The organism is Leptospira sarikeiensis (assembly GCF_004769615.1).
Classification (GTDB): Bacteria; Spirochaetota; Leptospiria; order Leptospirales; family Leptospiraceae; genus Leptospira_B; species Leptospira_B sarikeiensis.
On sequence record NZ_RQGF01000028.1, the window covers coordinates 389,184 to 403,485 of the forward strand.

The 14,302-nt window shown below is 39.3% G+C and carries 5 protein-coding genes; 4 read left to right on the forward strand and 1 reads right to left on the reverse strand.

The window, feature by feature from the left end:
- Together EHQ64_RS13115 and EHQ64_RS13120 are read left to right on the forward strand one after the other, a co-directional pair.
- Positions 1-1,908: an ABC transporter ATP-binding protein gene (locus EHQ64_RS13115; RefSeq protein ID WP_135649919.1), complete on the forward strand. Its 1,908-nt coding sequence runs from the start codon at positions 1-3 to the stop codon at positions 1,906-1,908.
- On the forward strand, positions 1,905-2,321 hold the full coding sequence (locus EHQ64_RS13120) for a response regulator (RefSeq protein ID WP_135649920.1): 417 nt from the start codon (positions 1,905-1,907) through the stop codon (positions 2,319-2,321). The genes EHQ64_RS13115 and EHQ64_RS13120 overlap by 4 nt, the downstream gene beginning before the upstream one ends.
- On the opposite strand, the gene EHQ64_RS13125 is transcribed toward EHQ64_RS13120, so the two are convergent.
- Positions 2,318-3,451 carry a carbon-nitrogen hydrolase family protein gene (locus EHQ64_RS13125; protein WP_135649921.1) on the reverse strand — a complete coding sequence of 378 codons (1,134 nt, stop codon included), beginning with the start codon at positions 3,449-3,451 and terminating at the stop codon, positions 2,318-2,320. The two genes, EHQ64_RS13120 and EHQ64_RS13125, sit on opposite strands and share 4 nt — an antisense overlap.
- A gap of 509 nt (positions 3,452-3,960) precedes the next feature.
- Between EHQ64_RS13125 and EHQ64_RS13130 the strand changes: the two genes are divergently transcribed.
- Positions 3,961-13,851 (forward strand): type I polyketide synthase, encoded by a 9,891-nt coding sequence (locus EHQ64_RS13130; protein WP_135650583.1) that lies wholly within the window; start codon positions 3,961-3,963, stop codon positions 13,849-13,851.
- Complete coding sequence (locus EHQ64_RS13135) at positions 13,848-14,294, forward strand: holo-ACP synthase (RefSeq protein WP_135649922.1); 447 nt, start codon at positions 13,848-13,850, stop codon at positions 14,292-14,294. Before EHQ64_RS13130 ends, EHQ64_RS13135 begins: the two co-directional genes overlap by 4 nt.
- The last annotated feature ends 8 nt before the right edge of the window (positions 14,295-14,302 follow it).

The following is a 14,302-nucleotide window of genomic DNA, read 5'->3' on the forward strand; positions in this document are numbered from 1 at the left end:
ATGAAAATTTTCTTCCGCTTAATGAGTTATTCAGTACGTTATAAGTACAGATTTTCATTAGGTATCGCTTTCGCTCTTCTCACTGCGGTATTGAACGCGGTTTCCTTAACTTCCATCATTCCACTTTTCGATACGATGGCTGCAGACCCGAATGTTAGATTCCAATTCGAATTCACAGAAGCGGAACAAGAGATCATCACTAAGGAAGAATCCAATTTAGAAATTAGATTAAATCCCGTCGAACGTGCTAAAAAAGTATTAATAGACGTTAAAAGATGGTCCAACGGACGCACCAAATACATGGAACCAAAGGAAGTCGTTTGGGCAGTATGTCTTTTGATACTCCCATTGTACGGTTTAAAACTTCTGACCTATCTCGCTTCCGTATATTGTCTTGCTACCGCAGGATACTGGGCCGTCAGGGATATCCGACAGGAACTATTCGAAAAAAATCAAATGCTCCCTCTTACATTCTTCTTTAAGGAGAAAACCGGGTTATTGATGAGTAGGATCATCAATGACGTAGAAGTGGTTGCCGCAGTGATATCTTCCAACTTCCGAGACGCTACGATCAACTTTTTCTATGTGATCACCCACCTATTAGTATTACTTTATTTGAATACGGAACTTCTTCTTATTGCGTGTGGAACAGTTCCCTTGATCATTCTTCCTGTAACTCTATTCACTAAAAAGATCACAAGATCAACCGAAAGATTCCAAGAGAAACTTGCGGATCTAAATGCAAATTTACAAGAAATGATCTCCGGGATCAAAGTAATCCGTGTTTTTAATACGGAAAACTACGAGAAGGAAAAATTCAGAAAGATCAATCAGAATGTTTATAGAAGGAATTTTAAAGGTCAGTATTATCTTCAGATCGCTCCAAGCCTTGTCGAATTGACTTCTTCTCTCGTGGCTCTCGGATTTTTTGCATTGGGAGCGAGATATATTTTAGCGGGGAACGTAGGATCTCCTTTTACCGTAGGTCAGTTTATGGTTTTCCTTCTGACCTTATTATTCCTTTTAAGACCTTTAACTCAGTTATCCCAGATGGTCGGAAAAATTTCACAGGCGATCATTGCAGGAAGAAGGATCTTCGAGATCATCGATCTAGAGACGGAAGATCATAGCGAAGAAGAAAAAATACAAGTTCATAAAGTCTCTGATTCCATTCAATTCAAAGGGATCAACTTCGCATATCCGGGTACAACCGCAGAAGTTTTAAAAGACATCAATCTGAACGTAAAAGTCGGAGAAACGATCGCAATCGTGGGAGCAAGTGGCTGCGGAAAATCCACATTGATGGATTTAATTCCTAGATTCTTCGATCCGAGCATCGGATCCATCGAGTTCGACGGACAAAATATTAAAGACTTCTCTCTTTCCAATCTAAGAAAAAAGATCGGGATCGTGACCCAGGACATTTTCCTATTTCATGGAAAAGTCGCAGACAATATCGCTTACGGAAAACCTGGAGCGACCAGAAAAGATGTGATCCGTGCAGCAAGGCTTGCACACGCTCACGACTTTATCAAAAAAATGGACAATGGATACGATAGTATCCTGGGTGTTAGAGGTTTAAATTTATCGGGCGGCCAAAGACAAAGATTGGTAATCGCACGCGCTTTACTAAGAGATCCGGAAATTATGATCTTGGACGAGGCGACTTCCGCATTGGACGCAGAATCGGAACGTTTGGTAAGCGACGCATTCCGAAGATTATTCGCAAACAGGACTACTTTCGTGATCGCACATAGACTTTCTACGATCAAAGATATTCCGAGGATCCTTGTCATGGATAACGGTAGGATCGTAGAAGAGGGAAATCATATTTCTCTAATGGAAAAAAACGGATTATATCGTAAACTTACCGACAATCAATATGCCGGAGCGGGAATATTACCTTGAAACCTTTAGTTCTTGTAGTCGACGATAATGATCGTTATGCGAATAATTTAAAAACATATTTATCTGAAAACGGTTGCGAGGTGCTTCGTGCAATCGACGCTTCTCAAGGTTGGGATCTTTACCTTGCAAATAAACAGAATTTAAAAGCAGTAATCACTGATATTACTATGGAAACCCAGACTTCCGGACTTTGGATGATCCGAAAAATCCACAAAGACGGGTTTAAGGGGATCAAGGTAATCGCAACCACAGGTTTCGACGTAGCCGGTGTTATGGCTGTTAGCAAATATGTTCTTCCATGGTTTGCTGGAATAGAATACATGGTCCCGAAAGTTCCTTTAAAAAGAGGAGAAGTTTTGCTCCTTCCCACAAATGAGAACTCTTCGGATTTTCTTACAAAACTTAAAGCCTAAAGCCAAACATTATATATTCTATTTTTATTATGATCCGATGCGGGAACGGTTTCAGCTTTTCCGTTTCGCAGAATGAACGCGTTTCCGTCCGATCCTAAATTCCAAAGTTTACCTTGTAAAAATACGTTAATTCCGTTCTTAAAGCCTGACTTCAAAGCCCTGGATTCCAATGCGTATTTTTTCCAGGCCTCCCCTTCTGTAATTTTTCCAATGTCCCTAAAATCCACATCAGACGGATTTTTTTCTCCATTATATCCTGCCCAGGGTTTATCCCAAACTGTTTCTTCTCCACGATTGATATAAGAAGGAACGGCAATTAGATCCGCTCTTTTTATTCTTAAGTTTTGATAAGACTCAGGATACCATGAGTCCGCACATACAAGAACTCCTAATTTCCCCGCGGGAGTATCGACTACCGCCCCAGGCTCGGAAGAAATATCCAAAAAAGGTTTTTCATCCTCTGTTAAGAATTTTTTACGAATAGATTCTCCTAAAACGGCTCCTTCTTTTCCAAAAACAAAACTTGTATTGTACAAACCACGATCTATATCCAGTTTGATCTTGCCTGATTGGACAGAAGGAGAAGGAAGAACAATGGATCCTGCTAAAACTGTAACTCCATATTTTTTAGAAAGCTCTGCAAAAGTTTGTTCGTAGATCTCTTTCATCCGTTCCGATTTTGTCTTAAATATTGCAGCTTGGACCGGATCCTTCTCCTTAGAAGAAAGGAAATAGAATAAAAATTTAAAAGGATTTCTAAGTATAAAATACAACATCCCCGATCCCAAATCCGGTGAACTGTATAAAGAAGATTTTTCTTCAGATACTACGAGCCAGGTTGCATAATACTCAGGAAAAACAAATATAGTTTTTTCTCCTGTCCAACCTTGCTCTTTAGCTTTTAAAAAGTAAGATTCGGTTTTATCTAAAAATTTTTTCGGACTAGAATAATCCTCAGGAGTCATAAAAGGCTCCACACCAATCAAGTTTCCTTTCTTTGAATCACTTCCATAGGAAAAAAAAGAGATTTCATAATTGAAACCCGCAGCCCCGGAAGCTAAGTCCGTATTTGCCCAAACTACATATACGGCAATTATCAATATAATACTATAAAGAGAGTATTTCTTCATGTTCTAAGGATATTCTCACAAACAAATCTATCGGAAAGTATAGGCCTTTTACCTAAGGATCGGTCAAGTAAGATAACCGGCTTCAAATTGCCTTCCCTTTCTCATAAATAGCCCAGAAAAAGAATAGCCAAAAGATAAGAACAGCATAGGAATGCTCAAAAGTATTTAATGTTTTATTAATATATAATAAACATTTGTTCATTTTTTATGAACCCATGTTTATCTAAGCATAAAAAGGAATACTGGTTGATCATTATATTAGCGAACATTTGTTAATTAACTTATGTTAGTTAATGTTCGTTCATTAGTATAATAATCGTACATTCATATTATAAATTAGGAAAATAGATTAGCTATAGCATTTGTTACATTTATTCAAACACTGTTCGTAAGTTACGTTTTTCTTTTTATTAACTAGAAAAAATTTTTTTCTTGAAATCAAAACGTAAACTCACCGATTACAAATGAGATTATCAAGATTTGAAAAAACAAGATGGAAGGGTCATTTAATGAAAACGAATTATTCAGACGGAGCATTATCATCCGAACAAACATCACCTGTCTTTAAATATATCTCTTCCCAAGTTGCAAAGACCTTCGTTGTATTCGGGGGTCAAGGGATAGATCCAATACCTGAACTTCGCTCCTTCTATGAAGAAGGACATTCAAACTCAGAATTTTGGGATATCGTTTTCTCTTCGATCGATGAAGTATCTGAACAGATCGAGAGAGATCGATTTCATAAATATTTTCCTTTCGGATTCCAATTAAGAGAATGGCTAAACCAACCCGAATCCACTCCGAATCATTCCGTCCTAAAGAATTGTTCCTACAGTATTCCTCTGATATTTTTAGCACAAGCATCCAGTCTTTTTAGAATAGTAAAGGATGAAGTGAACTGGGAGATCCTATTAAAAGAGACTTCTGGGATCTTCGGGCATTCTCAGGGAGTTTATGCAGGTCTTTTATTATCTTCTTCTTCGAATAAAAAATCATTTCTAAGTAATTTATCTCTTATCCTAAAAAATTTGATCCATTTGGGGATAAGGGCCCAAGAAGAATTCCCTATTCTAGAATTGGACGTCTCATCCAAAAAATATATTAAACAAGACGAGACACCGTCTCCAATGGCCGCGATCAAATCTGAAAACGATCACTTACTTTTAGAAGAGTTAGAAAAATTTAATTCAGGTAGGACTTCAGAGGACATGGCCTATCTGGGTTTGAAGAATGGTCCTAAAATTAGGGTCATATGCGGATCGCCGGAAACATTACTTGAGTTCCGTAACTTCTTATCCTCAACAAATTTCCCTAATTTGGAGTCTTGGGTATTCTTAAAAATTTCAGCTCCGTTCCATTCTCCTTTACTAAGAAGAGTTCCGATCCTTCTAGAAAATGATGCTAAGAATATCGGCTTCAACCCAAAACCGTCCGATCTTAGGATCCCATTATACGATACCAGAGATGGAAGAGACTTAAGAGAGGAATCCGATCTCGCAGTTTCCTTATCCAGAATGGCTGTCGCAGAACTTTTAGATTGGGATGTCTGTTTGGAAAGTTTACAAAAAGAAGAAGGTAGAATTCTTCTTCTTTCCTTTGGGCCGGGCTCTGACGCCGAAAAACTTTGTATCCCAACTTTAAGAGGAAAGTCTTACTTAATCCGAAACATCAGTAAGCCGGATCTCTATAGATCCTTCTCTAAAGAATCTAATTTAGAATTTCCTAAATCCTGGAAGGAATTCCAACCTGAAACGGTAGAACTTCCGAATGGAAGAACCCTTTTAAAAAACAATTACTCCGTCTGGACAGGACGACCTCCTATCTTCGGCGGAGGGATGACTCCTTCTACAGTCGAGCCTGGAATAGTTATCGCAGCAGCAAAAGACGGCTATCTAGTCGAATGGGCTGGCGGAGGACAGGTAACCGAAGAGTTATTTCGAAAAAGAATAGAGATCTTTCGGAAGGAATTGCCTCAGGGAGTCGGCATTGTAATAAACCTTCTCTATTTAGATGCTTATTTATGGAATTTGCAAGTTCCCTTAGTAAAACGTCTGAAATCTGAAGGAGCTCCTATCGAAGGAGTAACCATCTCCGCAGGAATTCCAGAGACTGAAGAAGCCGTTAAGATCCTAAAGGACTTCGAAGCACATGGGATTTGGCTGAATTCTTTTAAACCTGGAACACAAAAACAGATCAGGCAAGTCATATCGATCGCAAACAAGATGCAGGATTCAAAAATCTTAATGCAAATCGAAGGTGGCGCAGCTGGCGGTCATCATAGCTGGGAAGATCTGGAAGATTTGGTCCGTTCTACTTACTCAGAGATCAGAGAATGTAAAAATATCATACTAGCGGTAGGCGGAGGGATCGCGGAACCTGAAGACTCAAAAGTTTGGTTATTCGGGACTTGGGCAGGAAAAAATCCTATGCCTGTTGATGCAGTTTTCCTTGGGACCAGATTGATGGCCGCAAAAGAATGTGCCACTTCAGAAAAGATCAAACAATCCTTAGTCTCCATCGCCGGATCCGAAACTTGGAAAAAAACTCAGGAAGGTAAAAACGCAGGCGGAATCATCTCAGGAAGATCAGGTTTAGGTGCGGATATTTATTATGCCGAGAACTCTTGGACTAAACTTTCTTCATTTGCAGAAGAATTGACCAAAGGAAAAGAATCAGAAGAAGCAAGAAGACTTGTATTAGAAAAAAAGAATGAACTTATTTCACTGATTGATTCTACGGCAAAGCCATATTTCGGGGACCTGGAAGAAATGAGCTATTCCGAAATATTATTCAGATATTTGGAACTGACCTGCCCGGGAGAAAAACTTCGCTCTCCAGAAGGAAATTGGCCGGATCACCCTTTTATAGATAAAAGTTATAGAACCAGATTTTTGGAACTAGCTAGAAGATTCGAATCCAGAGTATCCGAAACTTCGGATACTAATTCCATATTAGAAAATATAGAAGAAAGTTTTGAACCGAAGGAATTCCTACAAAGCTGGGAACTGAAATACTCAAATGCGGGAAATATTGCGATCCTTCCGGAAGACAGGATCTTTTTCTTAGATGTATGTAAACGTCCCGGAAAGCCTGTGAACTTTATCCCAGTGATCGATGAAGATCTTGTAAAATGGATCCGTTCCGATTCTCTCTGGTATTCTCATTGTATCGGAATGGACCCGGATACTTGCGCTTGGATCCCGGGACCTAAAGCCATTCGAGGTATCTATAAAGTTAACGAACCTATCTCAGAAATATTCGGATCGTTTTTACATAAAAATTTGGAGTCTTCGAGACTCAAAAAGATCTCCTGGAAAAGTTTATTCGAATCTTCCGAACCATCTAAAAATATTTTTCAATACTTTCCGGAAGAACAAATCCAGAACAACTCGGTTTCTATATTAGAAAATATAGATATAACTCAGAAAGATTGGGCCCTAGCGCTTTCGGATCTGGGAGAAGGTTTCCTTTCTGCAGTTTTAAAATCCTCTAAAATCGGTCCAAACATATCGGATATAAGATCTATCCTAGAACCTAGGATCGGAAGAAAATTCATTTGGGAAACAAGTTCGGCGGGAGAATTGATACTAATCCAGATTTTGGAGAATAATAAACTAAAAATTGAATTTAAACTTTTGGAAAAAGATTCTGCAGAACTACAATTTCTCTTTTATAACCCGAAAGATCAATCTGTCATTCCATTCCAAAGAAGATTCTATCCCGGCAAAATTTCAGAAAGTTTTATAGAAGAAGATCTTATTCTTAAAGAAAGATCCGGATTAGAATTGTATTTAAAGACCTGGGGACTTGACGGAAACAATTTAGGATCAAAATCGAATTTCTCGAAAGGACTAGAATCGGAAATAACCATCGATAAGGATTCGATCCTAAACTTTAGAAAAGCAATCGGAGAATTAAGAAGAGCAGATCTAAAATCCGATCCAAATCCTCCTTTAGGAATGAGTACTGCTTTCGCATGGAAAGTGTTACTGGCTCCACTATTTACATTAGAAAATCGGAATTTATTTAAACTTCTCCACTTCTCCCAGAAATTCCGTTGGGAAAAAGAGATCACTGAATTGGTTCCAGGAGATACTCTCAGATCAAAGGCAAAACTTGCGAAACTTCGCAAATTAGGTACTGGCCAAGAAATTCAAATCCAAGGTGAAATTTCCAAAGACGGAAAAATTTTATGCTCCTTTCAAACCGGATTTTTGATACGGGACGTTTCTTCTAAATTCGATGAATTCGATTCTATCCCTTTGGTCAAAACGATCATCGTTCGAAATCAGGCGGAATTGAATCTTCTACATTCTATCCCTTGGATCCAGAACTTGAAACAAGTTCAGATCGGAACTAAACTAAAATTCTCCTCCGACAATCGTTTGGCATTAGGTTTAGGATCTAATTTAGAATTAAATACTATTGAAGGGACGATCGAAAGAATTTCGGGAAATTATTCGGAAGAATGGGGGAAATTCAAATTAGAAGAAAAAGTTTTCGTAGGTCACTCTTCATTCGATCGTCTTCTTTCATTATTTGAAGAAGTTGATCCTGAAATATCTCTCCAGAAGCCTTATAAAATTATATCTGAGATCTTTCTTGCACCTTCGGATATGAGCGAGTATTCCTCTGCATCAGGAGACACAAATCCTATCCACACGGATCCGGACTTTGCAAAATACGCAGGATGGAAAGATAAGATCGTTCATGGACTTTGGACATCATCCAGAGTAATTAAACAAATTGTAATAGATGTATGCGAGGGAGATCCATCCAGAATGATTTCCTTCGACGAAACTTTCGAAGCTCCGGTTTACCTGGGAGAAGAATTATTAGTAGAAGTTTCTCACATTTCTCAATGGAAAGGAAACCAAGTCCTTTCAGTTAATCTGAAAAATAGAGCCGGAGAAACAAAGCTTGGAGCAAAGGCAATCGTTTCTCCTAAAAAAACAGGATACGTATTTACCGGACAAGGTTCCCAGTCCCAAGGAATGGGAATGAAACTCAGGGAAGAATTTTCCGAGGCCAAAAAAATCTGGCAGAGAGCGGAAAATACTACAAGAGACGAGTTAGGATTCTCTCTTTTAAAGATCGTACAAGACAATCCGACTTCATTAAAAGTAGGAAAGAAGATTTGGAACCATCCGAAAGGAGTTCTTCATCTTACTCAATTCACCCAAGTCGCCTTAGTAACCAAGTCCATGGCTGACTGGGAAGTTTTGAAAGAAAGAGGTTTCTTAGATCAGACTGCTCCATTCGCAGGACATTCTTTGGGCGAATTCTCCGCATTATCCGCCAGAGGTTTTTTAGGCCTAGAAAACGTAATACGGATCGTTTATGGAAGAGGGCTTACGATGCAAGGACTGGTCCCAAGGGACAGCGAAGGCAGAAGTCCTTTTGGAATGAGCGTAGTATTAGGAAATCGTCATGTTGGATTGGATGAAGCTACGATCCTCAAAGTTGTAAAGCAGATAAAAGAAGAGACAGGACTTCCGTTAGAAGTAGTCAATTTAAACATCAGGGACAAACAATACTCCGTAACTGGAGATCTGAAGGCTTTATCCGAAATGGAAAGTCGTTTTAAGGAAATTGTTCGGGGTAAAAAAACTACGATCCGACTGGAAGGGATCGATGTTCCCTTCCACTCCAGAGTATTAGTGAACGGAGTATCCGAATTCAGAAAAACATTGGAATCGAATATACCTGCTGATTCAGATTTTGAAGAATTGGACGGCAAGTACATTCCGAACTTAGTCGCAAAACCATTTTCAATCCATCAAGATTTTATAAAATATACGGCGGAAGTCTCCGGAAGCCCGATATTGAACGAACTTCTAAAAGGAACTTCTAAATTAAGCCCTAAAGAATTAAGAAGAACATTATTAATCGAATTACTCGCGTATCAATTTGCGATGCCTGTCCAGTGGATCTTAACCCAAGATCAGTTCTTCCAAAATTTAAAGGTAAAAAGACTGATCGACTTGGGAGCGAGAGGCGATCTCGCCGGAATGGCAAAACAAACGATCAGAGAGGAATCCGATCCTTCTGCATTCGAGATCCTTCATATAGAAGAAAATCGTAACCAAGTCCTTTACGAATCCGAAGACTGTGAGAATGCGGAATTTTCAAAAATAGAAGAAACGCCGGAAATTCTGACTTCTAATATCCCAACTGAAAATATCGAGACTCCTAAAATAGTATCGGTCCAAGTCCAAGAACCGGTTCGAGAAATACAGGTTTCAGGAGGAGATGAAGCTTCAGTAATTTTAACCAAAAAGGACGCGTTACTCTCCTTATTATCCTTAAAGGCCGGCGTAAGACCGGAAGAAATTTCAGAAGAAGAGAGTATCGATACTTTATTCGGTGGAAATTCCTCCAAAAGAAATCAAGTAATGGCGGATCTTGGAGCTGAATTCAAAACTCCAAGTCTGGATGGAGCTCACGAGAAGTCTATCAAGGATCTGGTAAAATTGTTGGAAGAACAATCCGCTTATACTCAACCGGGACCTTATCTTAGGACTTCTTTTGAGGAAACTTTAAAGAAATTTTTCCCGCCAGATTTCGGAAGGACCGAAGTATTTAAACATTTAAAAGAAGAAAGAAGCTTAAGTAGTTCCGGAATTTTTGCGATTACCGTTTATCTTCCGTTATACGCAAGAGAGGGAGATTCAATTCGCAAAGGAGCTTTGAGCCCTATTTCACTAAATGCCAGATTTGGAAATTCAAAAGCGGCTTCTTCTTGGTTGGACAATGCGGTAGATCTTTTCGCTCAATCTAAAGGAATCCGAATAGGCAAAGTATCCTCTTCCGGTTCCGGTTCTTCCGGTGGAGCAAAAGTAGATGCGGCGGCATTAGAAGAATTGGAAAAAAAATACTTCGGGATAGAAGGTATTTTCGGAAAAACGATCAAAGACTTCCGGAAAAGATTATTAGGTGAAGATCCTTTTATAGAATTTTTAGTTAAGGATCTAAATACATTAGAAGAAGCAAGGTCTAAAAATTTAGCAGACACATCACCTGTTTCCATATTCCAAGAGAAAAAGATCGTACGTTTTTCAAACTCAGAGCAATGGGCTAAGAAAAAATTATTACAAGGTTTAGCGGAACTTAGAACAAATCGGAGAGAAACTTTTACTCAGGAAGAAGAACATTATTTCCAAAATCAAAAAAGCCCGTTACTTTTAAAAGTTTTAGAATATTGGGATAGACTGTTTGCACAAGATCTCAATCTGTATCCTGACCAAAAGAAAAGAATAGAGCCCGTAAGAAAACATCTTCAAACAATCGGCAAATCTCTAACCCAAGATCAAAAACCGGTTTTCAGATCTTCTAACTCTGTTTTGAGGCCTAATCTTAGCATCTCGGAAGAAGGAAATTTAAACTTTAAGGAAGTTGAATATTTTACCGATTTAAAAGAATTCCTAAAAGAAAAAATCTCTATCGGGACAAGTAGAGACCAAGGATCTAATTGGGAAAAAAGTCCGAGTGAAACCGAATCCGTCTTGGGATCGATTTCCAAATCTTATAAAGAAGGAATCTCTTTCTCCGGTCTGAAAGTTTTAGTCACAGGCGGAGGACCCAATTCAATCGCATTAGAAACTGTTTATGTTCTTCTATCAGGAGGTGCAGATGTAATTTTAACTACTACGTCTTATTCTTCCGAAAAGGTAAAATTCTATAAACAAGTATTCCAAAAATACGGGGCAAAAGGTTCCTCTATAAGTTTAGTTCCTTTTTCTCAAGGTTCTTTGGAGGACATACGTTTACTCTCCGAATGGTTGATCCAAAAAGATTGGGAACCGGATGTGCTAATTCCATTCGGCGCAGTTGGAGAAGAGAACTCAACTTCTCAGTTGGATGATTCTTCCTTAAATTCACTTCGAGTAATGTTACTAGGTGTTGAAAAACTGATCGGAACTCTTGGTAGAACAAAAAATACTCCGACAGAAAATTCCCCTCTTCATGTTATTCTTCCTCTTTCGCCAAATCATGGGATTTTCGGAAGAGATGGAATGTATGCCGAAACCAAACTCGGGCTCGAGACATTATTTAGAAAAAAATTCTCGGAAGAAGAAGATTGGGGAAAACATACAAGAATTCACGGCTGCGTGATCGGTTGGGTCAGAGGCACAGGCCTTATGGAAGCGAACGACCTAGTTTCTCAAGCACTCGAAGAAAGGTCCGGAGTTTTAACTTTCTCCAGAAGAGAAATGGGACTTCTTTTAGGATGTTTGATCCATCATTCTGTATTCCATTCTTCAGAAAAGATCAGTAAGGCAAATTTTACCGGAGGTTTGGATTCTCAATCCGATCTAGGAAAAACTTTAGCACAGATCAGAAATGATATTCTTTCTGAAGCAAAGATCAAAAAGGAAACCTTTCAGCTAAAGAGTAAATTCATACCGAAACAGAAAGAAAAACAGGCGAAGGAGTTCCTACCTAAAGAAGTTTACAAATATCCTTCTATTCCTGACGAAAATAGGATAAAAGAGATCGGCCCTCTAAACACATTAGATTTATCTAAAACTGTTTGTATTGTAGGATTCGCAGAATTGGGTCCTGCAGGAAGCTCCAATACCAGATGGGAATTGGAAAAATCAGGAATACTTTCTTTAGAAGCTTCCTTGGAGCTAGCTTGGATGATGGGATTTGTAAAATACCAGGCCTCCGACAAAGGTAGATCCTGGACAGATTCTGAAACCGGAGAAGCGGTGGAAGAATGGGAAATCAAATCCAAATACGAGGAGAAGATCCTTGCTCATACAGGGATTAGGATCATCGACAAGGATTGTGTAGGCTTCGACCCATCTTCTCTATTCTCCTTTGTAGACGTTGTGTTGGAAGAAGACTTCTTTGTGCCGGTATCAAATGCAAAAGAAGCGGAAGAATTCAAAAATGCAGAACCGGAAGCAACCGAAGTATATCATGATCCCGAAAAAGACAAATGGTTTGTCAGAAGAAAAAAAGGAAGCCAGATCAAAGTACGTAAAACAATAGATTTCACAAGAAAAGTCGCAGGGCAAATACCGAAAGGTTGGGACGCTGCAAAATATGGAATTCCGAAAGACTTAGTCAAACAAGTAGATCCGATCACAGTATATAATCTGTATTGTACATGCGAAGCTTTCTTACGTTCCGGAATGGAACCGATAGAATTATATAAATTTATTCATCCTGGGCTCGTAGGATCCACAGTCGGATCCGGAATGGGCGGAATGGGAAAACTCAAACGTATGTTCCAAGATTTTCTACTTGGGAAGGAAAGACAGCATGACGCATTGCAAGAATCACTCATCAATGTAACCGCGGCATGGGCTTTAACTTCCTATGTAGGAGGATATGGTCCTGTCCAAACTCCAGTAGCAGCCTGTGCGACTGCAGGTGTATCTTTAGAAATGGCAGCAAGTCTGATCAAAGAAGGCAAAGCGGGATTTATGCTTGCAGGTGCTTTCGATGATTTTGCAGAAGAAGGCCTCGTAGGTTTTGGAGATATGCAAGCAACCGCTAGCAGTATCGAGATGGCCGAACAAGGAATAGATCCTACAGGGATCTGCCGCCCTAACGATATTCGACGAGGAGGTTTCGTAGAAGCACAAGGAGGAGGGATCATACTTCTTGCAAGAGGAGATCTCGCATTGGAAGCAGGGCTTCCGGTTTACGGGATTCTTGCATATGCAGGTTCGAAAACGGACGGTATCCAAGCTTCCATCCCGGCTCCAGGATTAGGATTACTAACCTTAGGTGCAGAATCCGAGAAAGAAAAATCTCCTCTAAGAAACGCTTTGTCTGCATTCGGATTAACCGCTGATGATATCGGGGTCGCATACAAACATGATACTTCAACTAAGGCGAACGATAAGAATGAAAATAAACTTCTATTCAATCTTCTTAGTAAATTAGGAAGAACTCCAGGAAATCTTCTCCCTGTAGTTTCTCAAAAATCATTAACAGGCCATTCTAAAGGGGGCGCTGCCGCTTGGCAAACGATCGGAGTTCTTCAAAGTTTAGAAGAAGGTATCGTGACCGGGAACAGGAATTTGGAAGAAGTGGATCCGGATATGAACGAATACGAATTCGTCACATTCACCGACGAAAGCATTACATTCGGAAAACATAATATAAAAGCAGGAATGCTTACCACATTAGGGTTCGGGCATGTTGGAGCACTTTGCCTTTTCGTTCATTCGGATTATTTCTTGGCAGCACTTTCTCCTGAGGAAAGAACAAGATATCTAGAGTTAAGAAAAAAAAGAGAGACTAAGTCCAGAAATAGATATCATGAGATCAGAATGGGACTCGGAAAACCTCTCTATGAAAGGCATACCAAATCCTATTTCCCTGAAGAAGAAACAGGAATACTTCTGAATGCAGCGTATCGATCTGGAGAAAAAAAATGAAATTAAAGTCCGAGCCACTTTCATTTTCCGATCCTGTTTCAAATCCGATCGTTTCTGTCGGAGTGGATCTCACTTATGTGCCTGAGTTTAGAGAAAGTTTAAACGATAAGGCAACTTTCTTCTTTAAAATTACATTTACTGAATGGGAAAGAAATAAAGGAACTTCTAAACCTGAAAATCAAAGGGCTTCTTTTTTTGCAGGAAGATACGCAGCAAAGGAAGCATTGATAAAAGCCTTGGATGGATATAGGCTCTTCCAAAAACCGGAACTCATTATCAATTATTCCGAAATAGAGATCCGTAATGATGATTATGGAAGGCCCTATTTCAGGTTTTACGGAAATTTTCAGACTTATCTGAACGAACTCAAACCGAATTCGATCCGGGTAAGTATCAGCCACACAGGGGATTACGCGTTTTCGGAAGTCCTCTTGGTTTTTTAGGAGAAAGC

Excerpts from the sequence above, each read along its gene's own strand:
- EHQ64_RS13115 (WP_135649919.1), top strand. The coding sequence starts at position 1 with ATGAAAATTTTCTTCCGCTTAATGAGTTATTCAGTACGTTATAAGTAC.
- EHQ64_RS13125 (WP_135649921.1), bottom strand. The coding sequence starts at position 3,451 with ATGAAGAAATACTCTCTTTATAGTATTATATTGATAATTGCCGTATAT.
- EHQ64_RS13130 (WP_135650583.1), top strand. The coding sequence starts at position 3,961 with ATGAAAACGAATTATTCAGACGGAGCATTATCATCCGAACAAACATCA.
- EHQ64_RS13135 (WP_135649922.1), top strand. The coding sequence starts at position 13,848 with ATGAAATTAAAGTCCGAGCCACTTTCATTTTCCGATCCTGTTTCAAAT.